Origin of the sequence: Geobacter sp. SVR (genome assembly GCF_016865365.1) — a bacterium.
GTDB lineage: Bacteria > Desulfobacterota > Desulfuromonadia > Geobacterales > Pseudopelobacteraceae > Pelotalea.
The window spans coordinates 884,651-909,600 of record NZ_AP024469.1 but is presented as its reverse complement, the minus strand read 5'-3'; the positions used below and the strand labels follow the sequence as shown (position 1 = coordinate 909,600).

General features: G+C 60.5%; 23 protein-coding genes. 8 read left to right on the top strand and 15 right to left on the bottom strand.

Annotated elements, in window-relative coordinates; all coding sequences use genetic code 11:
- Nucleotides 1-53: 53 nt before the first annotated feature.
- Both GSVR_RS04305 and GSVR_RS04300 read right to left on the bottom strand, forming a co-directional pair.
- Entirely contained in the window at nt 54-1,172 is a 1,119-nt protein-coding gene (locus GSVR_RS04305) for a glycosyltransferase family 4 protein (RefSeq protein WP_173196182.1), read from the bottom strand.
- A gap of 235 nt (nt 1,173-1,407) precedes the next feature.
- Nucleotides 1,408-2,247 (bottom strand): hypothetical protein, encoded by an 840-nt coding sequence (locus tag GSVR_RS04300; RefSeq protein WP_173196184.1) that lies wholly within the window; start codon nt 2,245-2,247, stop codon nt 1,408-1,410.
- A 320-nt stretch (nt 2,248-2,567) separates the two neighbouring features.
- On the opposite strand from GSVR_RS04300, the gene GSVR_RS04295 reads away from it, so the two are divergent.
- Entirely contained in the window at nt 2,568-2,975 is a 408-nt protein-coding gene (locus GSVR_RS04295; RefSeq protein WP_173196186.1) for a YidB family protein, read from the top strand.
- A gap of 108 nt (nt 2,976-3,083) precedes the next feature.
- On the opposite strand, the gene GSVR_RS04290 is transcribed toward GSVR_RS04295, so the two are convergent.
- Nucleotides 3,084-3,770, bottom strand: coding sequence for a DUF554 domain-containing protein (locus tag GSVR_RS04290; protein ID WP_173196677.1), 687 nt, complete (start codon nt 3,768-3,770; stop codon nt 3,084-3,086).
- Nucleotides 3,771-3,931: 161 nt separating this feature from the next.
- On the opposite strand from GSVR_RS04290, the gene GSVR_RS04285 reads away from it, so the two are divergent.
- Nucleotides 3,932-4,456 (top strand): SRPBCC domain-containing protein, encoded by a 525-nt coding sequence (locus GSVR_RS04285; protein ID WP_173196188.1) that lies wholly within the window; start codon nt 3,932-3,934, stop codon nt 4,454-4,456.
- A gap of 84 nt (nt 4,457-4,540) precedes the next feature.
- On the opposite strand, the gene GSVR_RS04280 is transcribed toward GSVR_RS04285, so the two are convergent.
- From GSVR_RS04280 to GSVR_RS04230, 11 genes are all read right to left on the bottom strand, one after another.
- Nucleotides 4,541-5,116 carry a sugar O-acetyltransferase gene (locus tag GSVR_RS04280; RefSeq protein ID WP_173196190.1) on the bottom strand — a complete coding sequence of 192 codons (576 nt, stop codon included), beginning with the start codon at nt 5,114-5,116 and terminating at the stop codon, nt 4,541-4,543.
- Nucleotides 5,117-5,872: 756 nt separating this feature from the next.
- A complete protein-coding gene (locus GSVR_RS04275; protein ID WP_173196192.1) occupies nt 5,873-6,808 on the bottom strand; it encodes a hypothetical protein in 936 nt (311 codons plus the stop codon).
- A complete protein-coding gene (locus GSVR_RS04270; protein ID WP_173196194.1) occupies nt 6,805-7,656 on the bottom strand; it encodes a hypothetical protein in 852 nt (283 codons plus the stop codon). The genes GSVR_RS04275 and GSVR_RS04270 overlap by 4 nt, the downstream gene beginning before the upstream one ends.
- 159 nt (nt 7,657-7,815) lie before the next feature.
- On the bottom strand, nt 7,816-8,841 hold the full coding sequence (locus tag GSVR_RS04265) for an aldo/keto reductase (RefSeq protein WP_239077454.1): 1,026 nt from the start codon (nt 8,839-8,841) through the stop codon (nt 7,816-7,818).
- 47 nt (nt 8,842-8,888) lie between these two features.
- Nucleotides 8,889-10,241, bottom strand: coding sequence for a lipase family protein (locus tag GSVR_RS04260; protein WP_173196196.1), 1,353 nt, complete (start codon nt 10,239-10,241; stop codon nt 8,889-8,891).
- 34 nt (nt 10,242-10,275) lie between these two features.
- Nucleotides 10,276-10,827, bottom strand: a complete 552-nt coding sequence (locus GSVR_RS04255; RefSeq protein WP_173196198.1) for an inorganic diphosphatase — start codon at nt 10,825-10,827, stop codon at nt 10,276-10,278.
- Between the two features lie 91 nt (nt 10,828-10,918).
- Complete coding sequence (locus tag GSVR_RS04250; protein ID WP_173196200.1) at nt 10,919-11,062, bottom strand: hypothetical protein; 144 nt, start codon at nt 11,060-11,062, stop codon at nt 10,919-10,921.
- A 20-nt stretch (nt 11,063-11,082) separates the two neighbouring features.
- A complete protein-coding gene (locus GSVR_RS04245; protein ID WP_203978788.1) occupies nt 11,083-11,955 on the bottom strand; it encodes a hydrogenase maturation protease in 873 nt (290 codons plus the stop codon).
- The gene (locus GSVR_RS04240; protein ID WP_173196202.1) at nt 11,952-12,167 is read right to left on the bottom strand and encodes a hypothetical protein; all 216 of its coding nucleotides are present in this window, start codon (nt 12,165-12,167) and stop codon (nt 11,952-11,954) included. The genes GSVR_RS04245 and GSVR_RS04240 overlap by 4 nt, the downstream gene beginning before the upstream one ends.
- Nucleotides 12,168-12,382: 215 nt before the next feature.
- Entirely contained in the window at nt 12,383-14,140 is a 1,758-nt protein-coding gene (locus GSVR_RS04235; protein ID WP_173196683.1) for a nickel-dependent hydrogenase large subunit, read from the bottom strand.
- 25 nt (nt 14,141-14,165) lie between these two features.
- Nucleotides 14,166-15,242: a hydrogenase expression protein HypE gene (locus tag GSVR_RS04230; RefSeq protein ID WP_173196204.1), complete on the bottom strand. Its 1,077-nt coding sequence runs from the start codon at nt 15,240-15,242 to the stop codon at nt 14,166-14,168.
- Between the two features lie 222 nt (nt 15,243-15,464).
- On the opposite strand from GSVR_RS04230, the gene GSVR_RS04225 reads away from it, so the two are divergent.
- Together GSVR_RS04225 and GSVR_RS04220 are read left to right on the top strand one after the other, a co-directional pair.
- Nucleotides 15,465-16,292, top strand: a complete 828-nt coding sequence (locus tag GSVR_RS04225) for a formate/nitrite transporter family protein (protein ID WP_173196206.1) — start codon at nt 15,465-15,467, stop codon at nt 16,290-16,292.
- Between the two features lie 32 nt (nt 16,293-16,324).
- The gene (locus tag GSVR_RS04220) at nt 16,325-17,254 is read left to right on the top strand and encodes a DUF5996 family protein (protein ID WP_173196208.1); all 930 of its coding nucleotides are present in this window, start codon (nt 16,325-16,327) and stop codon (nt 17,252-17,254) included.
- A 196-nt stretch (nt 17,255-17,450) separates the two neighbouring features.
- Here GSVR_RS04220 and GSVR_RS04215 read toward each other — a convergent pair whose 3' ends face one another.
- Entirely contained in the window at nt 17,451-18,023 is a 573-nt protein-coding gene (locus GSVR_RS04215) for a hypothetical protein (RefSeq protein WP_173196209.1), read from the bottom strand.
- Between the two features lie 243 nt (nt 18,024-18,266).
- Here GSVR_RS04215 and GSVR_RS04210 point away from each other — a divergent pair, with 243 nt between their 5' ends.
- The 4 genes from GSVR_RS04210 (at nt 18,267) to adeC (ending at nt 24,894) form a co-directional block, all read left to right on the top strand.
- Entirely contained in the window at nt 18,267-18,845 is a 579-nt protein-coding gene (locus tag GSVR_RS04210; protein ID WP_173196212.1) for a TetR/AcrR family transcriptional regulator, read from the top strand.
- A 72-nt stretch (nt 18,846-18,917) separates the two neighbouring features.
- Nucleotides 18,918-20,177, top strand: a complete 1,260-nt coding sequence (locus GSVR_RS04205; RefSeq protein WP_173196214.1) for an efflux RND transporter periplasmic adaptor subunit — start codon at nt 18,918-18,920, stop codon at nt 20,175-20,177.
- A 110-nt stretch (nt 20,178-20,287) separates the two neighbouring features.
- A complete protein-coding gene (locus tag GSVR_RS04200) occupies nt 20,288-23,452 on the top strand; it encodes an efflux RND transporter permease subunit (protein ID WP_173196216.1) in 3,165 nt (1,054 codons plus the stop codon).
- On the top strand, nt 23,449-24,894 hold the full coding sequence (adeC, locus tag GSVR_RS04195) for an AdeC/AdeK/OprM family multidrug efflux complex outer membrane factor (protein ID WP_173196218.1): 1,446 nt from the start codon (nt 23,449-23,451) through the stop codon (nt 24,892-24,894). Before GSVR_RS04200 ends, adeC begins: the two co-directional genes overlap by 4 nt.
- Nucleotides 24,895-24,950 lie beyond the last annotated feature (56 nt).

The following is a 24,950-nucleotide window of genomic DNA, read 5'->3' as shown; positions in this document are numbered from 1 at the left end:
TCCTCCGTAGGCCCTGTTTTTCCGGCGATGGCTTCGACATGGCAGATATGGGACTAATTGCACAAGCTCCTGAGTCTGCCGGCCATGTATTGCCGCTGTGGCTCTGTGGCTGATACTTTTTCCATGCATCTGGCCGGCGGCCGGTTCGCGTCGGAAACCAGCCGCCTGTAGACTGCCAGGTAATCCTCGGCCATTCGCGAGGCGGAGAAGTTTTTCTCGAAATAGCTCCGGCAGCTCTGCCGGCTGAGGGAGGCGGCAGATTTCGCCGCCTGGACCGCCTCCTGGACGTCATTGGCCAGAAAACCGGAAACGCCGTCCCGAATGACCTCCGGCACCGAGCCGCGGGCAAAGGCGATCACCGGCGTACCGCATGCCATGGACTCGATCATTACCAGGCCGAACGGCTCTTCCCAGTCGATCGGGAAGATCAACGCCAGTGCGTTGCCCAGAAAGTCCGGCTTTTCCTTCTCGCCGATCTCCCCCAGGTACTCAACCAGATGCCCGTCGATCCGCGGTTTTACCATATTCTCGTAGTAATCGTGATTGGCCTTGTCGATCTTGGCCGCGATCTTCAATGGGATACCGCTTTGGCGGGCGATCTCTATCGCGGCGTCGACCCCTTTTTCCGGAGAAATCCGGCCGAGAAAGGCCAGGTAATCTCCTCCCTTCGGGTTGAAGGACAGCAGATCCTTCGGCAGACCATGGTGGACCGTTCCCAGCCAGTTCAGCCAAGGAAGTGGGGCACGCTGCGAATCGGAGATGGATATCACCGGCACCTCGGAGTACTCCTGATAGAGCGGCACAAGGTCTGGAATGTTGAGACGCCCGTGCAGCGTGGTCACATGGGGCAGATGGTGGCGTCGCGACATGGAAAAATGAAAATAATCGATATGAAAATGGATGATGTCGAATTGGCCGGCCATGCGGAAGACCCGCTCCAGCATCAGCAGGTGATGGGGGATCGGATCGATGCAGCTTTCATCCATCCGCAGGGAATTCCTGCTGCAGGGGACCAGCCTGGCCGTGGTAATCGAATCGCCGCTGGCGAACAGCGTCACATCGTGCCCCTGCCGCACGAGTTCCTCGGTCAGATATGAAACGATTCGTTCGGTGCCTCCGTACAGAAGCGGAGGGACCCGTTCATGCAATGGTGAAACCTGGGCTATTCTCACGGTATCTCCGATGGGGTTGAGATTGGGCAGGCGTCTGCCTTAGTGATTCGAGTTTCATAGTCAAAGCATAAAAGAATTGACCGGTGAGTCAACCTGCAGGGGGAAAAGAGGCGGATACCGGCAGGGCGTTTTGACGGCAGGGGTGCTGACGGTTCAGGGCGTGACAAAAAAAAGAACCTGTCGACGTTCGACCCGTCGACAGGTTCGGTTCAAGCAATACCCGATGGTGTTGAATTTAATGGGAGTGCACCAGCGGATGGCGCCGCTTCAATGCTGTCCGTGAACCGACCGCGCCGCCGAAAATCCCCAGGATCATCGACAACAGCAATGCCACGAACAGCCCCCATGACGCCTTGGACAGTCCGGAAACTGCCGAGGTCGCCACTTCGCGGGCCTGCTGCGGCGCGTTCTGGGCCGCCCCGAACAGCGTCGATCCCTTTTCCAGCACCTGAGCCGCCCGTTCTTGGGTGAAACCCATCTGATTCACCATGACATCCATGGCGCCGTCACGGTCTCCCGCCGAAAGCCGCTGTTGCAGGGCAGCCAACGACTCCTTGCTGACCTCGCCTCCTCCGCTGGTGCCCTTCAACAGGCTTTCGAGCTGGGTCTGGGCCGATTGTGATCCTGCCACGCCGCCGGCGGAAGCTGCCACCCCGCCTGCTACTGCCTTGGCCCCCTGCCCCGCTATGCTGAACGCGCCGCCGATCAGCGAACCGACCGAGGTTGTCAGAGCATAGGCAAAAATTACCGTACTGATGCCCCAGGCCACCATCCCGTGCAACAGGCCATCGGCCAGGCGCGAAAATCCGGACATCCTGGCCGCCACGAAGCCGCCGACAAAGGCCGCCAGAATCAGGCTGATCCCGGTCCAGATGACGGCCATCAGCGGAATCCTGCCCATCGGCTCGGCCGCTTCCGGATTGAGTGCCGAAAGCCCTGCCGCAATCCCGAACAGGGTCAGCAGCAGTTGCACGGCAAGTCCGCTGGCCAGCCCGGCGAAAATCGCGCCCCAGCTGATGGCCGGAAAACGTGTTGCTCTCTGGGTGGATCGTGTTTCATAGAATTGAGTTTCCATAGTTAACCTCCCGGGTAAACGTTACCCCGATAGTCCGTTCGTACAGCGGCCACCTACGGCCCGTATCTTCCCACGGGCACCCGGAGGGCTCCGCTCCCTCCCCCGCGCTCCCGCCGCAGGGCGACCGGCCAACAATCACACGAAAAAGCGGAAGAGACTGACGGCCCCGCTCCGCTGTAGTTCCTCTACCTAAAGTATAAGCCTCGGCAACGGCGATGCAAAGGCGGGCAACATATTTGCCCCGCACGCCCGAAATCGGGTTGACACGGCCGGTCCTGCTTGGTCTACTTTTATTGAGCATACCGCAAAGGAGGTACATCATGGGTATTCTTGACGAGATCACCAAAAAGCTGGGAGGCCACCGGCAGGGAGAAGAGGGGACAAATACACAGCTCTTGAGCGGGGTGATGGAAATGTTTTCCGGCAGCTCCGGAGGCTTGGGAGGATTGCTGCGGATGTTTCAGGAGAGGGGCTTGGGAGAGATCGTGTCTTCCTGGATCGGCACGGGCAGGAACCTGCCCATCTCGCCCGACCAAATCAGGGAGGGGTTCGGTTCGGAAAAGATACAGACTCTGGCCACGCGGCTGGGAGTTCCGCAGGAAGAGATAACCTCGCGCCTTTCCCAGCACCTGCCCGGGTTTGTGGACAAACTCACTCCCAATGGAGAAATCCCCGAAGGTGGAGGACTGCAGAAGGCGGTTGAACTGCTGAAGAGCAGGTTCTTCTGATCCGGACCGCCTGAAACCGCTGCAGGTACAAGGGCCGGGCGTTCACGCTCCCGGCCCTTTTCCTCGTCTGATCCCCGGTACCCCGGCTCGCGGCGTTGTCTCCGATTGTCACGCCAGCCCGAACATCCAGACCAGCCCCACCGCCACAAAGACCGACGGCAGCATGTTGCCCACCGGCAGGCGTTTCAGCCCGATCAGATCCAGGCCGATGGCAGCGATCAGCAGCCCGCCGACCGCATTCATTTCCAGCACCACCGGTTCGGTCAGCAGCGCCTTGGCCGACCCTGCCGCAAGGGTGATGGAGCCCTGGTACAGCCCTACCGGCAGCGCGGAGAAGAGCACCCCGATGCCCAGGGTCGATGCCAGGGCAACGGAGGCCACACCGTCCAGTGCGGCCTTGGCGTAAAGGATGGTCGGCTTGCCGCCGAAGCCGTCCTGGAGCGCACCCATGATCGCCATGGCCCCCACGCAATAGAGCAGACTGGCGGCCACGAACCCTTCCGCAATATTTCCCGCACCGGCAAAGCGCCCCTGCAGCCATCTGCCGAACGATTCAAGGCGTGCCTCGATCTGCAGCAGTTCACCCAGGACCCCGCCCAGGATCAGGCTGCCGATGACAATCAGCGGTTGCCGGCTTTTCAGCGCCAACTGCAGGCCGATGAGCAGCACCGTCAACCCCAGCCCGGCCATGACCGTCTGGCGCATCCTGCTGGGGACAAAACGGCCGGCATAGCGGCCGATCAAAGCGCCGGCGCAGATGGTGGCAACGTTGGCGATGGTTCCGGTCAGAATCACGGTATCTCCCTGGTGTGTGAGGATGTGGAATTCGGGAAGGATGTTATGCCGCTGCAGCCGGCAAAAGTCAATTCCTTCCATTGTGTTGTCTCCCGCAGGCAGGGGTTCTACAATTGAAGAAGGGGAATGCAGTACCTCGTTACCCGGAGAGGAGAAGAACCATGGTCGCACATGCAACGGATACAATCGGAACGGCAGCCGCAACGGAACTCGTGATCGTTCGTCAGCTGGATGCACCGCGGGAAGCAGTCTGGAAGGCGTGGACCGAGCCGGAGCGCGTGATGCGCTGGTGGGGACCGAAGAATTTCGCCACCCCCTTCTGTACGATCGATCTGCGGGTGGGAGGTACATTCCTCAGCTGCATGCGTTCACCGGAGGGGCAGGACTACTGGAGCACCGGCACCTACCGGGAAATCGTGGAACCGTCACTGCTGGTCTGCACCGACAGCTTTGCGGACGAGCAGGGCACTATCGTACCGGCCGCGCAGTACGGTCTGACCGGAGAATGGCCGGATGAGCTGCTGGTGGAGGTGACGCTGGAAGAACGGGATGGCGGGACCTTGATGACCCTGCGGCATTTCGGCCATCCGGCCGGGGAGATGAAGGAGCAGTGCGAGGCGGGTTGGAACGAGTCGTTCGACAAGTTGGCCGATCTGCTGGCGCAGGGAAGAGGCGGACAGGGATAATCAGTGTTGATATGCTTTAGTTTTGCAGGCTGGCCTCATAAAGTAGCTTGTCTCTTTTTTACCATGCCCAGAGTGTGAGGAAGATCAGGCTCTTTCTGCGGGTTCCGGCAACAGCTCTCGAACCACGCGGGCGGGATTCCCTGCAACCATCACATCGGAAGGCACATCGCGAGTGACGACACTGCCCGCGCCGATCACAGTTCGATCTCCAATGGTGACTCCGGGGCAGATGATTGCACCGCCACCCACCCATACATCAGAGCCAATAGTGATCGGTTGTGCAGATTCCAGCCACATTCGTCGCTCTGCGGCAGCTATTGGGTGGATTGCCGTGTAGATTTGCACCGAGGGAGCAAAGAGGACGTTGTTGCCAATGGTCACGCTCGTGCAGTCGAGCACCACACAGTTGAAGTTGAAGAGCACCTTTGTCCCAAGCGTGATGTTCGTGCCGTAGTCGCAGAAAAAAGGCGGCTGAATCCAGACGTCCGTCTCTTTTCCGAAAAGCTCGGCAAGCAGGCGCTTCCGTTCCTCCTTTTGGCTCTCACGAGTGGCATTGAGCAGCAGGCATAAGTCGCGACAACGGTCACGCTCTCTGCAAAGTTGTGGCTCCAGCGGATCGTAAAGCTCGCCGGCAAGCATCTTCTCCTTTTCGGTTTTCATAAGGCGTTGATCTCCTGTGCAAATAGCGTCCCTCAGCTAAGGCTTACGAACACATGTCGGCACAAGCCCACCGAAACAATAGTAGCCCTCGCAGCAACGATCGTTGAGCGGGTTACAGGCCTCCCCCTCCTTCAAGCAGGCCTCCACCGGAGCCGTCGAGTCAACATGCGGGTTTTGCTCCTCGTGCACAACGCCTCTATCCCCGTCCTGTACAACGCGGGTGTCCGCAACCGGCGCACCTTTATCATGGCTTCCGTTACCATCACTGGCCAAAACTGAGGGCAAATAAACCGAGTTTGCGCATGCCCATCCTGTAGAGAGCAGAACAACATAAACCGCCAGAACGAGTCTCTTTTTTAATTTCTTCATTGTGATCCTCTCCAACGACTGATCTGAGAAGATCTTGAAGCATCTTTGTCGCATGTCAAGCCATGACCCCGCCCGACCGTCTTGTTTCCGCTTCTGCTCACAATGTCACAAGGCTGACCGGCCCTCGGGCCGGTCTTGCCTCTAGTTAAACTCTATTACCGTTTGTGCGTCATTATGACCGCCTTTACCCCGGCAATCTGATTTGACCAGTAAGTAATTCTGGGGACAAAATACAGGTTTAATAGCCCACATCAAAGTCTGTATTATGTCCCCGGAATTTTCCCCAACGATTCGACAGCTGACCCGCCAGCCCAGTCTTTTCCGGGCAGGAGTCTAACTGTCTGGTTGAGATTTCACTCAAATAATTCCTCATATCTTCCAAACGAGTCAACCAATAGAGAGTTGCACACCAAGTGCCATTGCGGCACGTTTGGCTGACATAGCTGTAGTCAAGCTACTACCTTGAATCCCTGGCATAACTTCACCTCTTGCATGTATTGCCGCTGCTTGCCCTTCTTGTGTTAGCCAGAGCATGCCGCTATCGCCTCTAAATGTACCAGGAGGCAGGACGCTTAATACAACATCACACCGTTCGCCCAGAGCTTCTGCTTCCACTCCAAGGACTTGGGCCTCACGCACCTGCCAATTTGCATTTGGTGCATTTAGGGCGCTAATACCCTTTAGACGATGGCCAACCAGAACATGTATGTCCTCAACCAGATCGATCAACTGACTCGTTGCCGCTCTCCCGGACAATACTTGGTCCCGCAAGTCGAACAAACCACAGTCAAGGTATCCGAAATTATCGAGAACACCTATCCCTGGTGAATATGCCAAGTACACACTTTGTCCAATCGGTAGGAACTGGCCTGGTGGACTGGCATATGCTGCCACTGTGGTTGACGTTGCAGGGTTACCATCAACTCCAGTCAGACAATGGGCACATGAAACGCCGAATGATCCAGCTTGGGAAACTCCAAAGCATGTTAGTGTACCCTGAAGTCGTCCATCAAATAGGATAGTACCTACCTGTAAGGACTGTTCTTCCATGCGAGGCCATGTCATTACGTCGGTTGATACGACGACATCGCCGACCTGTACCTTTGTTGGCACACGTTGGCGCGGTATCAGTTTGGCCTTAGGTATTTTTTCGCGTACGAAATATGTAACACCCAAGCGTCCGGTTATCTTGCCAGCCGTAAGTTTGAGCGCGACCATAGATCCGAGTACGTCTGCTTTGCTGCCAACGCGTTCGTCAAGTTCACCACGTAATGCTAGAAGGGCTTTAACTCGTTCAGTGATCGTTAGTTTCGAGGTTTTCACGGGTTTACTCGGCGCAACGTTGTGGTGCCATTGTTTTGAATGATTTCGTAGAGTTCGAAGGCTGGAGGTGCCTCCTTCTCCGGCTGTGCAGAATTTAAAATTTTACTTAATTCGACAGCCCAAGCTTGCACTATCTGTAGCGAGGAGTCGCGCGACGTGCTCGCCGTCGGAACGGGTAGCGTACTAAGGGAGTCGGTATGCGCTTTGACTTGATCTAAATAGTGGGCTGCGGAAGCATCTGCTGGGTTTGAGAGAGCCGTAGCTGCCGACTTTAGAGCTTGCGCTGCTGATTTGACTGTTTGAAGTTCCGAGTCAGTTAAGCCTGGCAAAGCATGAGCAGAAATCTTAGCTAGCATGTCATCAGATATTACTCCTATTTTATTACCTGCTTCTACTAGTGAAACTGTCGATTGTTTGGTCCCAATACTGGAACGAATCTGAGCAGCTTCGGCCAAAGTCTTGGTAGCTGTTGAACTTGATGTAGCAAGTCCTCCTAAAGCAGCAATCAATTCAGGAACTTTTGTGTCTGTCTGTTGCCCAAACGATGTCATTTGCCCATTTGCGAGCGCGAGAGTCAGATTGTTAGAACCGAAACCAGAATGGGGCTTAGCGTAGATGACCTTACTCGGATCGTTTAGGTAGACTATGGAGACTTCTACCGGCTTGTCCTTTGCACCTGTGCGGGAGACAAGAAGGTAAGGCTTGGACGCATAGATTGGGATACCAGTCTCCTTCTCCAATGTTGACTCGGAGTAAAAGGTGACACCAGCGCAACCGCTGAGGGTCGCTCCTGCAGCCAAAACCATTATTGTCATTGTTCCAATATGCAGTTTATTCAAATAGCTCACGTACTTCCCCTTTCTATTCTGAAAATCAGATGCCATTTACGCCATGGAGGCACCGATCCAGCGGTGTTAGGGCGCAGCGGCGGAGTGAAGCGGAGACCGCCTGCCACCTAGTTATGCTATTTACTACACACAGTTTTCAGCGCGACACCTCCACGGTTATTACGCCTGCCCACCGACCGGTCCCAGCCATTCGGGGTGATGATGAGTGCCGTCGAAATACTGGCTGGTCTTGTAGCGCTCGAACTGCCCCTTGCTTGCCGCCTTAGCGGTACGGGCCAGGAGAGCGGCCACCTGTTCTTCCCCCAGAGGACGGAACTGACGCGCGGCCTTCAGCGCCTGCTCTAGGATCGGCAGCGAATCGCAGCCGGTGATGACCACACTGGTCGGCAGGCTCATGGCGTAGTGCAGACATTCCACCGGCGTCACGGTCTTGCTTTCCAGGATATAGGGCGATCCCATCGGCTTCATGCCGAGAATGCCGATGTTCTGCTTCAGAGCCACCGGCAGGACCTGCTTCTCGAAACTGTCGTAATGGGCATCCATGACGTTGAGCGGCATCTGAACTGTATCGAAAGCAAATCCCCGGTCTGCCGCAGTCTTAAGCATCTTGAGATGAATGGCCGGGCTTTTGTGGCCGGTAAAGCCGATATAGCGGATCTTGCCCGCCTGCCGGGCTGCCGTCAGCGCTTCGATGCATCCGCCGGGGGCAAAACTCCGGTCCACATCCGACATGCGGATCACTTCATGAACCTGCATCAGGTCGATCCGGTCGGTCTGCAGCCGCCGCAGGGATTCGTCGATCTGCCGGGCAGCGGTCTTGCTGTCGCGCCCGTCGATCTTGGTCATCAGAAAGGCCCTGTTGCGGTAGCCGTCCCGCAGAGCCTTGCCCATGCGGATTTCACTCTGGCCGTCGTTGTAATCCCAGCAGTTGTCCATGAAGTTGACGCCGTTGTCGATGGCAGTGCGGATGATGGCGATGCTCTCCTTCTCGTCGGACTGCTTGCCGATATGCGACCCGCCGAGACCGACCAGCGATACATTCTCCCCGGTACGGCCCAGTTTGCGATAGGGCATCTCTCCCCGCGGTACGGCAGCCAGCAAGCCCTGCGGCAGGCAGGACATGACCGTGAGCGCAGCCCCGGCAGCCAGCAGCTCGCGCCGGGACATGTACATTTCATGTGCCATGGTTGTCTCTCCTTTCACGGATCGGACGCCAGTCCGACTACGAGAAATCATTTCTTGAACCCGTCGAGAAACTTCCAGCCATCGCTCAGGGCGGGAAAAGCGGCGCCAAAATGCACGGTGTGCACCGGATCGTCGGAAACGCCGATGGCGACGGTCTCCGGCACCAGGGAGACGAATTTCTTGGCCCCGGCAGTGCTGAATGCATTGAATGCCACCTGGGAATTGGCAAAGGGCACCAGTTCATCATCGGGATGATGAATCAGGCGCATCGGCGTATTGGGTGCCCAGCCGCGGTAGGCGTCGTTTTCCGCCAGAATGCCGACCACCGTGGAGGCGGTATTGGAGAGCTGATCGATGAACTGCTGCGTCAGGATACTTTTCGGCACGATCAGGTGCACCGGGTTGTAACTCATGCCCATCGCCTCGTTGATCACGTCCGAGGTTGTCGTGCCGGTAAACAGCGGCGGCAGGGTCGTATCGAATGGGGGTTTCATGGACTGGGGCGGACTGAAGAGCGCGGTCCTGCCTGCATAGGCATAGGTATAGCCGGTGAGCACGAAGGGGAGGAAGAAGGGGTTCTTATAGGGTGTGTCGGCCAGTATCACCCCGCGCATAACACCGGACAAATCGTAGGGCCCAGCCAGAGGGGCCGAGGCGGTGACGGTGAACTCACCGGCATGGTTCTGCTGCAACTCCCGGGTCGTCGTCATGGTGACGTAGCCCCCTTCGGAGTAGCCCAGCAGAAAGAGCTGGCTGTTCCAGGTACTGCTGGAATCGCTGCCGGCCATGATGTCGCGGCTGGCCTTGAGCATGTCGATCACCTGCACGGCCAGCGCAGTCCCCACTACGTATGGCTGTGGGTCGGTATTGTCTCCCATGCCCTCGTAGTCTGCCATGGCAACGGCATATCCGTTAGTGGCGATGGCTGCCGCCACCATCACTTCCGGGTAATCGGTCGGCCGGTCGAGATGAGCCAGGAACTGCGATGGGGAGAACTGCCGAAAGGTTTCACTGCCATGCTGAAACATCAGCAACGGAACAGCCGGCTTGCTCCCATCGGCCGCCACCGGCAGGATCAGAAGCCCAGTCAGCGTCCGGGCAACTCCATTGGCTCCGGTGGATTGATAGGTCACCTTCTGCATCTGCAGCGAGAACCTGGCCCCGGTCAGCAGCGAACCGAAACTGCCGACAAAGCTGCTCCAATCCCAGCCGGCCAATTCCCGGGCAAGGGACTGCTGCAGACCGGCCGTTATGCTGGCGGCAAGGGCGGCAGGCTCGATTTTGACGCCGGAAGAGCCGGACGGTTGTGTCGATGAATCGGAATTGCATCCCGCCACGAGCAGGGCAACGGCGACGACAGCCGTGCGAAGCGCGGCGGGCATGGTGGCGAATCGAAGCATGGACAACCCCTCCCTGTGTGCGCAGATGAAGTCGTCAGACCGTACTGTATTGCTCGATAGCCTCCTCCACAGTCAGTTGCGCCCTTTCCGGCCCGTACATTCCCAGGATGCGGAACTCCTTGCCCTTGAGACCGTTGTAGTACATGAAAAAGGACTCGATCTCCTTCAGCAGGCTGGCGTTCAGGTCATCCAGGGAGCGGACGCTGCCGTGCGTCCGGGAGGCCGATGCCACCGCAATCAGCCGGTCATTGCGCTCCGTCCGGCCCTGCTCGACCTGCTCCGCTTCGATCACCCCCACCAGGCGCGCCGGCACCAGGCATCCCGGAAATGCCGCCTCATCCATCAGCAGCAGCACATCGACCGGATCGCCATCCCCTCCGAGAGTGCCGGGCAGAAAGCCGAAGTCGAACGGAAAAACCGTCCCGAGCGGCAACAGGGAGCCCAGGCGAAACATGCCCAGCTCCCCGTCATAGGTATACTTGTTCCGGCTCCCTTGCGGCGTTTCGACCACGACATTCAGATCGCCCGTGGCCGGGTCATACGTGTCGGGGAAAGCCGAAGGGCTGCGCTTCGGACCGTTTGTCATGGCACCATCGTGTGGACTCAGGGTCTGTGCCGCGGAGCCGCGCAGCAAAACCGGCAAACAACCGGTCCCTGCGGCTCCGGGCGGGAAGATTTTACAGCCGCGCCATCCTGCAATAGCGGACCATCTCCGGCAGCTCGGCCACAAACACCGCCATCGCCAGCCCGGCGGCCAGCCCCAGCAGGATTTTCTTATCCTTGCACAGACACATCAGCCTCTTTTTGGTCTTTTTTTTCATGGGACCCCCTTTCCGATCTTTTACTCGCATGCCGCCTCGGGCCCCTTCCCCGCAGCCAGCCCGGCGGCCAGTTCCAGTGCCATGTCCGCGGCCCGTTCCACAGCGGCGGCAGCCGGCGCGCTGAGGCTCATTACCGAAGCTGGGCTCCAGTCCTCGCTGATCGATTCGGGCTCGCAGCCGACGATCAGGACATGCTCCGGCACCTGCCCCAGCCTGCGGGCCAGGTTCAGGACCGCCAGCGGGTCCATGCGGTGTCCGTCCGGAATCGCGGCATCGCCTTGGTTTTCCCCCGGCTCGATGACCTGCAGCGTGCCGGGGAGCAGCCCCCGGGGCACCGCATCCACCAGGATGGCGGCCTGGTATCCCCGCCCCAGCGCATAGGCCAGGTCCATGCCGCGGATGCCGAAATCCCCCACCTCGATCCCGGCCGGCAGCGGCCGTCCCAGCAGATGCTGCGCCACTGCCACGCCGAAGCCGTCATCCCCCAGGAAGATATTGCCGATCCCGGCCACCAGCACCCGCCGCTGCGGCACGGATTCCTCCCCTGCCGCCAGCGGCTCCAGTTCGGAGGGAGCAAAGAAGAAGCGATGGGCGGGATGACGCGCTCCACCCAGGTCATGGCCGGGATCATCCTCTACGATCACCGCCACATGGGGGGTGCCGTCCTCATCCTCGTCGATCCCCTCGATCACCGCTCTCCGTCCGCACAGAGCCGCATCCAGCAGGTCGCCGCCGGGTCGTGGCCGCAGGCGCACCCGGCTGCCGACCCGCAGGAGGTGACCGGAAATTTCGATCTCCTGACGACCCGGCCGGGCCATCTCCTCCAGAAAGCGCTCCCCTTCGAATGCGGAGGCTGTACCGTACCGTTCCGCCTGCAGCGCCGTTTCTCTCATGCCGGCGACAGGTTGGGCATTTCCGGCAGAATGGCGTTGCGCGCCCTGGCGTTGATGCCGGTGGAACGACGGGCGGTTGACCGGCCATCCGGCAGATGCCCCGGCTCTTTCTCGTAGCTGCCCGGCTTGTTGCCGGCACGCACCCCGCAGACATGCGTCAGGGCGGTCGGTTTGACCTTCGGTTTTCCTATCCTGATGCCTTCCTGGCTCATGGTTTTCTCCTTTAACAGGCTGTCAAAATTCTCAGGTTGTTCAAAAATGGGGAGATCGTCGCACCCGCAGGAAGCCCCGCGGAGGCGTGAGATTATCCGCCGCACAATTTCACGTGTGAAATTGGACCGCGGAGGCGCCCGAAGGGTGAGGCCGCAGGCCGAAGTCACAAGAGGGCTGACGAGGACGGCGGCGAGATGCCCGTTTTTCAACAACCTTAACCCTTTTTCTTCGCCCGCCCCACCATCCCCATGGCCGGTACATGCGACTCCTTCAACACGCGCCCATCCCCCAGGTACATATGCACGCCGCAGGGCAGGCAAGGGTCGAAGCTGCGCACCGTGCGCATGATGTCGATTCCCTTGAAGCCATCCCGGCCGTTCTCCTCGAAGATCGGCGTATTCATCACCGCCTCTTCCATCGGGCCGGGCGTGCCGGCGCTGTCGGTCGGGCTGGCGTTCCAGCAGGTGGGGGGATAGGGATGATAGTTGGCGATCGTGCCGTTGCGGATCACCAGGTGGTGCGACAGAACCCCGCGCACCGCCTCGTGGAATCCGACCCCCAGCCCTTCGTCCGGCACGGCGAAGTCGGTGAAGGTCCGGGTATTGCCGGCCCGGATCTCCTGCATGGCCTGTTCCAGGAAGAACAGCGCCATGCCCGCCGCATAGGCCACGAAGTAGATGCGGGCACGGTCGCGCTCGATGGTGTTGCACCACTGCGGCACCTTCCACTCGAACTCGGTCTCCGGCAGGTTGGCGCTCCTGGGCAGTTGGATGCGTATGCTGCCGCCGGTGGCCTTGACATAGGGGGTATCCACCAGACCGGCCAGGGCCGTGGCCCACAGCCGCGCCAGCGGACCGCCGCCGGTTTCCAGCGGCAGCAGTTGCCCCGACTGCGGGTCCTGCCAGCGCGGGCTCATGACCCAGCTGTAGTTTCCGTCGTCGAAGTTCCGCTTCTGGGGATGCGGCAGGGTGGTCTGGTTCCAGGGGTGGCGCTGATCGACCGGGTTGCCGAGCGGATCGTGGGAGACCAGGGTCGCTTCCTCGGCCCAGTCGTCGTAGAACGAGCTGCCCAGCAGAATGCGCATGCCGAGATTGATATCCACCAGATCGTTGGTCAGGAGTTTGCCGTCTAAAACCACGCCGGGGGTGACGAACATGGCGCGGCCCCAGTCCTTCATGGTGGCGTAGCGGTAGTCGCAGACCGCCGGGTCCTGGAAAGCCCCCCAGCAGGCCAGCTGCACCCGGCGCCGTCCCACCTCCTCGTAGCCGGGCAGGGCCTCGTAGAAGAAGTTGAACAGGTCGTCGTTGAGCGGCACCGCCTTCTTGACAAAGTCCAGCAGGCCGAGCAGCCGGACCTGATAGTCGGTGAAGACCTGAGGCGTGGCAACCGTGCCGACCCCGCCGGGATAGAGCGTGGAGGGATGCACGTGGCGCCCTTCCATCAGGCAGCACATCTCCCGGGTCAGGCGCCCCATCTGCAGGGCCTCCTTGTAGAGGCTGCCCTCGAAGGGATTGAAGGCGCGCATGATGTCGGCGATGGTGCGCAGACCGTGCAGCTGCGCGTTGGGAGCGGCGGTCTGTTCGGCTTTCGCCAGCAGGGCGGGGTTGGTCTCCTTCACCATCTGCTCGCAGAAATCCACGAACACCAGATTGTCCTGGAACAGGGTGTGGTCGAACATGAATTCTGCCGCCTCCCCCAGGTTCACCATCCACTCCGCCAGAGGCGGAGGCTTGATGCCGTAGGCCATGTTCTGGGCATAGACCGAGCAGGTGGCGTGGTTGTCCCCGCAGATGCCGCAGATGCGGCTGGTGATGAAGTGTGCGTCGCGCGGGTCCTTGCCCCTGAGAAAAACGCTGTAGCCCCGGAACAGGGAGGAGGTGACCTTGCATTCGGCGATCTGCCGGTTCTTGAAATCGATCTTGGTGTAGACCCCCAGGTTGCCGATGATCCGGGAGATCGGGTCCCAGTTCATCTGCGTCAAATCGCCCTGCCCGACTTTAATCCGTTCCACGTGGGCCTCCTTTGCCGTTGCCGGTGCCGAGCCGCGGGTCGCAGCCGGTATTGAGTTCTGTCCCGCGATGGCGCCAGCGGGGCTCCTTGTTGACCGTGCGGTTGGTGATGGACCGCAGCTGCCGAATGGTCGGCCCGTAAAGGTTGTGGGTGAAGTCGGACGACAGGGTGCCTCCCGGCGGAGCATCCATGAACGGCATGAACTTGTCCGGGAAACCGGGCATGGTGCAGCCGATGCAGATACCCCCCACATTGGGGCAGCCGCCTACGCCGTCCATCCAGCCCCGCTTGGGCACGTTGCAGTTGACCACCGGTCCCCAGCAGCCGACCTTGACCTGGCACTTGGGGGAGTTGTAGTCCAGGGCGAAATCCCCCTGCTCGTAGTAACCGCCGCGGTCGCACCCCTCGTGCACGGTCTTGCCGAACAGCCAGGTCGGCCGCAGCTTGTCGTCCAGCGGAATCATCGGGTTGACGCCCGCCACCTGGTTCAACAGCCACAGCAGCGTCTCGGCGAAGTTGTCCGGCTGGATCGGGCAGCCCGGCACGTTGACAATCGGGATGCCGGCCACGGAACGGAAGCCCCAGCCCAGGTAATCGGCCAGCCCCATGCAGCCGGTCGGATTGCCGGCCATGGCATGGACACCGCCATAGGCAGCGCAGGTACCGGCCGCCACCACCGCCAGTGCCCGGGGCGCCAACCGGTCGATCCAGTCGTTGAGCGTGATCGGCTGGCCGGTTTCGTGATCGTAGCCGAAGGAGCTGAAATAGCCTTCGCCATTGATCTCCTCGTTGGGAATCGAGCCCTCCACCACGAAAACGAACGGTCCCAGTTCGCCTTTGGCGGCGGCATGAAATGGGGCGACCAGATCGTCGCCGGTAGCCTTGGACAGCACCTTGTTGTGCAGGTGCACCGTGGGAAGTCCCGGTATCAGTCCGAGCAGGATCTGCTCGATGGTGGGGAGCGTGGCTGCGGTCAGGGAAACGGAATCCCCGTCGCAGCTCATGCCCTCCGAGATCCACAGGATGTGGAGTTCGTCGATGCCACTCTTCGTCTTGTGCTCCATGATCTCCCCCTTCTGCCGCCAGGGTTGCCCTCACACGAAGCAGCGGATCTCCGCTCGCTGTGCGCAGGGTTCATATTAAATATATTTTAGGCCGATAAAAATGCAAGGAAGGCACAGCCATCGCACCGCCAGAATCGGCTCGAAATTTGAACTGCCCGGCAATGACAGTACACTTACTGTACAAGGAGAGATTTTCAGAAAACAGGCCATCCGGAGCAACCCGTGGAGCAGGAAAAGGTCGATCTGGAACTTTCGCCGGAGGAAGAAAAGCGGGTCGAGGAGAAGACCTCCATCGGTGCGGTGGTGGTGCACGAGGCAATCCGTGCCGAAGGGGAAGCGGAACTGCGGCGCCCCAATTCCGCCCTGGCTTGGTCCGCCCTGGCCTCGGGGCTTTCGATGGGGTTTTCCCTGGTGGCCGAGGGGTTACTGCGGTCACATCTTCCCGAGGCCCCCTGGCGGCCGCTGGTGGCAAAATTCGGCTACGCGCTGGGATTTCTGATAGTGATCCTCGGCCGCCAGCAGCTTTTTACGGAGAACACCCTGACCGTGATACTGCCGCTCCTGCACCGCCGAGACCGGGACACCCTCCTGAACGTGCTGCGCCTGTGGGGGGTGGTGCTGACGGCAAATCTCGCCGGCGCCTTTCTCTTCAGCTTCGCCCTGCGCGAACCTATCTTCCCGGCCGCAGTGCTGCAGGCGTTCGGCGAGATCGGCCGGCAGACGATGCAGGCCACCGCCTTTGCGATCCTGCTGAAGGCTGTCTTCTCCGGTTGGCTGATCGCGCTGATGGTCTGGCTGCTGCCGGCGGTCGAGGGTTCCAAGGTGGCGATCATCGTGATCATCACCTATGTGGTGGCTCTGGGGGGCTTCTGCCACATCATTGCGGGCTCGGTGGAGATCCTGTACCTGGCGGCGACCGGCGTGATCGGCTACGGAGCATGCGTGACCCGCTACATGCTGCCGACCTTGTGCGGCAACATCATCGGCGGTGTGTCGTTGGTGGCTGCGCTCAATCATGCCCAGGTGGTGGCTGGGAAAAAGAAGGTCTGAAAAAAATCAGGTCGGACACGGGAGGTATAATCATGGCAAACCAGGCATGGCCGGCACTGCCGCTGGCCGAATGGGACAAGACCTACGCGACGTTGCACATGTGGAGCCAGATCGTCGGCAAGGTCAGGCTGGCCTTGACGCCGCGGATCAATCACTGGTGGAACGTCCCGTTCTACGTGACACCACGGGGACTTACCACCTCGACGATCCATTATGGGGACAGGAGTTTCGCCATTGAATTCGATTTCATCACGCACCAGCTGATGATCGACTGCGATGATGGCGTGACGGCATCCATGGCACTGGTGCCGTGCCCGGTCGCGGAATTTTACCGGAAATTCATGACCACCCTGCAGGAGCTGGGCATCGAGGTGAAAATCAGGACGATTCCATCCGAAGTGGAAAACCCGGTCCCGTTTGACCGGGATTTCCAGAACAGCTCCTATGACGGGGAGTTCAGCAACAGGCTGCTGCAGATCCTGCTGCAGACCGAGAAGGTTTTCACCAGATTCCGCTCCGACTTTATCGGCAAGTGCAGTCCGGTGCATTTCTTCTGGGGCAGCTTTGATCTGGCTGTAACGAGATTTTCGGGGCGTCGGGCACCGGAGCGGGAGGGGGCCGATCCCGTCACCCGCGAGGCCTATTCCCACGAAGTCGTAAGCCACGGCTTCTGGCCCGGCAAACGCGCTTCTGGAGCGGTCGAAGAGGAGAAGGCATCAAGCGGCATCGGCGGCCCGGCCTTCTACGCCTATGCGATTCCCGAACCGCCGGGGATGGACAAGGCGCGCGTGTTTCCCCAACAAGCCTTCTACAGCGCCGAACTGAAGGAGTGGATCCTGCCCTACGACGAGGTGCGCACTTCAGCCTCACCGGAACAGATGCTGCTCGACTTCATGCAGAGCACCTATGAGGCGGCGGCAAATCTGGCCGGATGGGACCGTTCTGCGCTGGAGCGGCGGTAGGCCCCCTCGCCGGCGAAGCCCGCATCCGTGGCACCTTACTGCCGCCGGGGCAACCGGTCCCGGCGGCAGGGAGCGGCTGCAGAACCATGAGTTCCGTACGCTCAACAGAGATTGCACGGGATAGGAGCTTACACGTGAAAACCTGCCCGCGGGCAGTTCCGGAACTCCATGACTTCTTCCCCCAGAAGGCGGTCCGCTACCTGCCGTGACCGCCATCGATCAGCCCCTGGCGCTCCATTTCATCCAGCATCGCCTCGACAAACGAGGTCAGGACTTTCTCCTGTGACCCGGCCACATAGGTGCTGGACGAGGCGGACCAGACCGCTTTGCCGCTGGCCACATCATACAGAACGGTTGTGAACAGCTCGAACTCGTTCTCCCTCGTGTTGACCCCTTCCGACCAGATATCACTGTGCGGCATGAACAGCATGCTGCCTTCCCGGTAGTAGAACTCCAGCTCCGAGCGTTTATCCATGAACCTGCTGACCAGCACCATCTCCAGACCGCGCTCACGCGCCCCGGCACGTGCATCCTGACTGGACGTGGACATCGTCCCGGTACCGGGCACGGCCCGGACGCCACGGCGGCTGAGCTGCCTGACGAATATGTCCCTGCATTCCCGTGCGACTGCCGAGTCGGCCGTCAGACACACCACCACGGCCGAGATGAACCGCCCGTTGTACTGCGGATCCCTCCACCGGTTTGTCACCTCCGTGCTGGCGCAACCACTGAAGAGCAGACATATGAAGGCCACCATGACTATTTTCATGTCGGTTTCCTCCTGGCTGGTTCTTTCTCACAGTGTAGTGCGGAAAGCGGAGATTGCCACAAGCCCGGGTACACCATTCCGCCGCTCTTCACCGCACCGGGCCGGCCCGGTCGATGGCACGTCACCACTCCAGGCCTGCTGAAAAAGGGAGCAGCGCCAACATTAAAAAAAGATTGACAGCAGGTACAAAAGGGACGTAATTTGGAATGAACGTTCATTCCGCAACGAAGGGGGATACATCATATGAGCAAGCCCGACAAGCGTGACGAAATCATTCGGGCGGCACTGGAACTGATCGCTGAACAGGGCTTCCACGGCGCTCCCATGGCAATGATCGCCGAGCGCGCCGATGTGGGGGCAGGTACCATCTATCGTTATTTCGAAAACAAGGATGTTCTGATCAGCGAACTGTACGGCGGGATCGAGGAGAAGATGCAGGGGGTTCTCCTGGCCGGCTATTCGGCCGACGCCCCCTTCAGGGCCCGTTTTCTCCATCTCAGCACCGCACTGCTGCGCTATTTCATCGAGCAGCCCATGGATTTCCGTTACCTGGAGCAGTTCCACAACTCCCCCTACGGCGTGGCAGTGAGGCGGGACAAGATCATGGGCAACCGGGAGGGGGGCTGCAACGCCTTTAAGGAGCTGTTCGAGCAGGGTGCTGCCCAGCAAGTGCTCAAGGACCTGCCACTGGTGATCCTGTTCGACCTGGCCTTCGGCCCCTTGCTGGCCGTGGCCCGGGACCACATCCTGGGTTTCATCACGCTGGACGACATCCTTGTCAACCGGACCGTGGAGGCCTGCTGGGACGCTGTCAAGCGCTAGCCCAAGAGCAGACCGTTTTTTGGAAAAAACTATGGAATGAACATTCATTCCAATTACATCACCGAGGTGTTTATGGAAATCACGAAAAAAACCAGACTGATAGCTGCCGCAGGGGTTCTGGCAGGAGCGGCAATGATGTCCGGCTGCGGCAAAAAGGCCACTCCTCCGCCCCCGTCCGCCCCCCCCGAGGTGGGAATCGTGGTGGTACAGCCCCAGCGCGTGGCGCTAACAACGGAACTGTCGGGTCGCACGTCGCCGCATCTGGTGGCAGAGGTACGGCCGCAGGTGGGGGGCATCATCCAGAAGCGGCTGTTTGCCGAGGGTTCCGACGTGAAGGCCGGACAGGTGCTGTACCAGATCGATCCCGCCCCGTATCAGGCGGCTTTTGACAGTGCCAAGGCCGCCGAGGCCAGGGCAGTGGCCAATCTGGGGGCAGTACGGCTGAAAGAGGAGCGCTACCGGGACCTGGTGAAGATCAAGGCGGTCAGCCAGCAGGATTACGATGACGCCCACGCCAGTTTCAAACAGGCCGAAGCCGAGCTGGCATCCACCAAAGCTGCAGTGGAGACCGCCCGGATCAACCTGGCCTACACCAAGGTCACTGCCCCGATTTCCGGGCGCATCGGACGCTCCTCCGTGACCGACGGAGCGCTGGTGACCGCCAATCAGCCGACAGCGCTGGCGACCATCCAGCAGCTCGACTCCATGTACGTGGATGTAACCCAATCCGCCGCCGAGTTGCTCAGGCTGAAGCAGAATCTTGCCCAAGGGGTGCTGAAAAAGAGCGCGTCCGCTCAGGCCAAACTCCTGCTGGAAGACGGCTCCGCCTACCCGTTGCCCGGGACGCTCAAATTCTCCGAGGTTACGGTCGAGCAGAGCACCGGTTCCGTTACCTTGCGGGCCATATTCCCCAATCCCCAGAAAACGCTCCTGCCCGGCATGTTCGTACGCGCCGTACTGGAGGAGGGTATCAACGAAAACGCCATCCTCATCCCTCAGCGCGGCGTGACCCGTAACCCCAACGGGGAAGCGATAGTCCTGGCGGTCGGAGCCGAGGAAAAGGCTGAACAGCGCTCGATCAAGGTCGTTCGCACCGTCGGCGAAAACTGGCTGGTAAGCGAAGGCCTGAAAGCCGGGGATCGCGTGATCCTGGAAGGGCTGCAGAAGGCTCGTCCCGGCACCATGGTCAAGGCAGTGCCCTTCGGGGCCAAACCGGCAGCAGTAGCAGCAGCACAGCCAGGCGCGCAGCCGGCTGCCCAGCAGGGTGCCGCTGCACAGCCCGCAAAAGCCGGCGCTGCGCAGGCCGCACCGACGACTCCGGAAAAGAAATAGCACGGTAAATATCCCCTTTGGCAAGGGGGGCCAGGGGATTTCCACAACGACACATCCCCCTAAATCCCCCTTTCAAAGGGGGACTTCACATGTTTTCAAGGAGCTTCTCCATGTCCCGGTTTTTCATAAACAGACCCATCTTTGCCTGGGTAATCGCCATCTTGGTCATGCTGGCAGGTTTGCTGTCGATCAAGATGCTGCCGGTATCCCAGTATCCGGCCATCGCACCGCCGCAGATCGCCATCAACGCCACCTATCCTGGTGCCTCGGCCCAGACCGTGCAGGACACGGTCACCCAGGTGATCGAGCAGAAGCTGAACGGCATCGACAACCTGATCTATATGTCCTCCACCAGCGATTCGGCCGGCGTTGTGACCATCACCCTGACGTTCAAGGCCGGCACCGATCCCAACATCGCCCAGGTGCAGGTGCAGAACAAGCTGCAGCTGGCCACGCCGCTCCTGCCCCAGATCGTGCAGCGCCAGGGCATTTCGGTGGTCAAGTCCACCCGTAACTTCCTGCTGATCGTCGGCCTCGTATCCGAAGACGGCTCCATGGACCGCAACTCCCTGACCGACTACGCGGTCTCCAACCTCCAGGACATCGTCAGCCGGTTGGACGGGGTCGGCGAGTTGATGGTGTTCGGCACCCAGAACGCCATGAGGATCTGGCTGAACCCCGCCAAACTGAACAACTTCCACCTGACCACCAATGACGTGATCACGGCACTGCAGGCCCAGAACGTCCAGGTATCTGCCGGCCAGTTCGGCGGCACCCCCGCCAATCAGGGCCAGCAGTTGAACGCCACCATCAACGCCCGCTCCCTGCTCCAGAGCTCGGATCAGTTCGATGCCATCATTCTGCGCACCAACAGCGACGGCTCCACGGTGAAGCTGAAGGATGTGGCCGAAAGCAGGATCGGCACCGAGAACTACGACATCCAGTCGTTTTACAACGGTAAACCGCTGGGGGGTATGGCCATCCGCCTGGCCTCCGGCGCCAACGCCCTGGAAACCGGCGACCGCATCAAGACCAAGATGGCCGAACTGTCCAAGTATTTCCCCCCCGGCATGAAGGTGGTTTATCCCTATGACTCGACCCCCTTCGTCAAGATATCCATCGAAGAGGTGGTCCATACCCTGGTCGAGGCGGTTTTCCTGGTCTTCATCATCATGTTCCTGTTCCTGCAGAACATCCGGGCCACCCTGATCCCGACCATCGCCGTGCCGGTGGTGCTCCTGGGCACCATGGGGGTGCTGGCGGCCAGCGGGTTCTCCATCAACACCCTGACCATGTTCGCCCTGGTCATTGTCATCGGCCTGCTGGTGGACGACGCCATCGTCGTCGTGGAGAACGTGGAACGCATCATGACCGAGGAGGGGCTGTCGCCCCGTGAAGCCACCATCAAGTCCATGGGGCAGATCACCAGCGCCCTGTGGGGCATCGCCACGGTTCTTACGGCGGTCTTCCTGCCCATGGCCTTTTTCGGCGGCTCCACCGGGGTCATCTACCGCCAGTTCTCGATCACCATCATCTCGGCCATGATCCTGTCGGTGCTGGTGGCCCAGATTCTGACCCCGGCACTGTGCGCAACCATCCTGAAACCGGTCGAAAAAGGCCACCACGCCGGCGAGTCCGGCTGGTTCAGCTGGTTCTTCCGCCGCTTCAACAAGGCCTTCGACTTCTGTCGCGACAAATACGAAGGGATCGTCGGCCGCTCCTTCAGCAAGCCGGTGCGCTACCTGGTAGTGTACGGCGCCATCGTGGGGGCCATGGCCTGGTTCTTCATGCATCTCCCCACCTCGTTCCTGCCGGACGAGGACCAGGGATTCCTCATCTGCCAGGTACAGTTGCCGGCCGGCGCCACGCAGGAGCGGACCCTCCAGACTATACGGCAGTTGGAGCGCCACTTCATGGAGAAGGAAGACAAATCCGTGGAAGGAGTCATCACCGTTGCCGGATTCAGCTTTGCCGGCCGCGGCCAGAACATGGGACTGGCCTGGGTGAAGCTCAAGGACTGGAAGCTGCGCCAATCCCCGGAACTGAGGGCCTCGGCCGTTGCCGGGAGGGCCATGAAGGCCTTCTCCCAATTCCGGGACGGTCTGGCCTTCGCCTTCTCGCCACCGGCAGTACTGGAGCTGGGGGTCGCCAACGGCTTCGATTTCCAGCTGCAGGACCGTGGCGGGCTGGGGCATGAAAAACTGATGGAGGCCCGCAACCAGCTCCTGGGCATGGCCATGAAGAATTCCAAGCTGGTGGCGGTACGCCCCAACGGCCAGGACGACACACCCCAGTTCAAGCTGAACATCGACGATGTGCGGGCCGGCGCCCTTGGTGTTTCGCTGGCTGATATCAACAACGTGCTGTCCACCGCCTGGGGCAGTACCTACGTCAACGACTTCATCCAGAATGGCCGCGTCAAGAAGGTCTACCTCCAGTCCGATGCCCGCTACCGGATGCTGCCGGAAGACATCAACACCTGGTATGTCAGCAACAAGGACGGCCAGATGGTACCGTTCTCGGCCTTTGCCACCGCCCGCTGGCAGTATGGTTCTCCCCGTCTGGAGCGTTACAATGGCCTGCCTGCCGTGGAGATTCTGGGGCAGGCAGCACCGGGGATCAGTACCGGCGAGGCCATGGCCGAGATGGAGAAGATGGCGGCCCAGTTACCGCCGGGCATCGGGTACGAGTGGACCGGCCTCTCCTACGAGGAAAAGAATGCCGGGGCCCAGGCGCCTGCGCTCTACGCCATCTCGCTCCTGGTAGTGTTCCTTTCCGTGGCGGCCCTGTACGAGAGCTGGACGATCCCCTTCGTCAACCTGCTGATGCTGCCGCTGGGGCTGGTGGGGGCCGTGACGGCGGTCAAGCTGCGCATGTTCCCCAACGACGTCTATCTCCAGATCGGTCTGCTGACCACGATCGGTCTTTCCACCAAGAACGCGATCCTGATCATCCAGTTCATCAAGGAGCAGATGCACCAGGGTCATGAGTTGGTCGAGGCGACCCTGTCGGCGGTGAAGATCAGGCTGCGTCCGGTCATCATGACCTCGCTGGCCTTCTTCTTCGGCACACTGCCGCTGGCGCTTACCAAGGGAGCCGGGGCCGCGGCCCAGAATGCCATCGGTACGGCCGTTACGGGCGGCCTACTCTCGGCCACCTTCATCGACCTGCTCTTCATTCCGTTCTTCTTCGTTCTGGTTTCCAGAATGTTTGCCCGGAAGCGGCAGCCTGTCGTACATCAGATTGCCGCCACTTCACCGGAGGTTCATGAATGAGACGTATCACGACCTATCTCGGCCTCGCCTGCGGGGCTTTACTCAGCCTGGCTGGCTGCTCGACCATGGCACCCACATACTCCCGGCCCGCCGCCCCTGTGGCGGGCTCCTGGCCGGAAGGCCCTGCCTACAAGCAGACGGCCACGTCCGACCGGCCTGTAGCCGGCATCCCCTGGCAGGAATTCTTCGTTGATCCGCAGCTGCGCAAACTGATTACCCTGGCGCTGGACAACAACCGCGACCTGCGCATGGCGGTCCTCAACATCGAGCGCTCCCGGGCCCAGTACCAGATCCAGCGTTCCGACCTGTTTCCCAAGGTGGATGCCGGTGCCACCGCCAACCTGCAGCGGCTGGCGGCTGATCTTTCCGGTACCGGCAAGGCGGAGAACTTCAACCAGTACAACGTCGGCCTGGGGGTCAGTTCCTATGAGCTGGACCTGTTCGGCCGGGTGCGGAGCCTGAAGGACCAGGCCCTGCAGCAGTACCTGGCAACGGGACAGGCCCGTACCAGCGTGCAGATCAGCCTGGTGGCGCAGGTGGCCTTCAGCTACCTGAATCTGGCTGCCGACCGCGAACTGCTCAACCTGGCCAAGGACACCCTGGCCAGCCAGCAGTCATCCCTCCAGTTGGTCCAGAGCCGCTTCGACGCCGGCGTCGCCTCGGCTCTGAGCCTGCAGCAGGCCCGCACCAGCGTGGAATCGGCCCGGGTGGACATTGCCCGCTATACCACCCTGGTGGCCCAGGACGAAAACGCCCTGACGCTGGTGCTCGGCACCCCGGCCCCGCCGGAGCTGCTCCCCGCGGCCCTGTCCGAAACACTGACCGCGCTGAAGGACATCTCCCCGGGCCTGCCGTCCGATGTGCTGCTGCGCCGCCCTGACATCCTGCAGGCCGAAAACCTGCTCATGGGGGCCAATGCCAACATCGGCGCCGCCAGGGCCGCCTTTTTCCCGCGCATCACCCTGGTATCCTCGGTCGGCTTCGGCAGCGACGACCTGTCCAGGCTGTTCCTGCCCGGCTCATTCGCCTGGAGCTTTGCGCCGCGCATTACCCTGCCGATCTTCGACGGAGGGGCCAACCGCGCCAACCTGAAGGTGTCGGAAGTGGACCGCGACATTGCCGTGGCCCAGTATGAAAAGACCATCCAGACCGCCTTCCGGGAGGTGGCCGATGCCCTGGCCCAGCGCGGAACCATTGACGATCAGCTCACTGCGCAACAGGCGCTGACCGAGGCAACCGGCGCAAGCTACCGTCTCTCCCAGGCCCGTTTCGATCGGGGCATCGACAGCTATCTGAACGTGCTGGATTCGCAGCGTTCGCTCTACTCATCCCAGCAGAGCCTGATCGGGACCCGGCTGCTGCGGCTGTCCAACCTGGTGACACTCTACAAGGTGCTGGGCGGGGGCGGCAATCAGCCGAAGGAGGCGATTGCCCAACAGTAAGCTACATGAATGATGGAAACGCGAAAGGCGGCCGATTGGCCGCCTTTTTGCGTTCT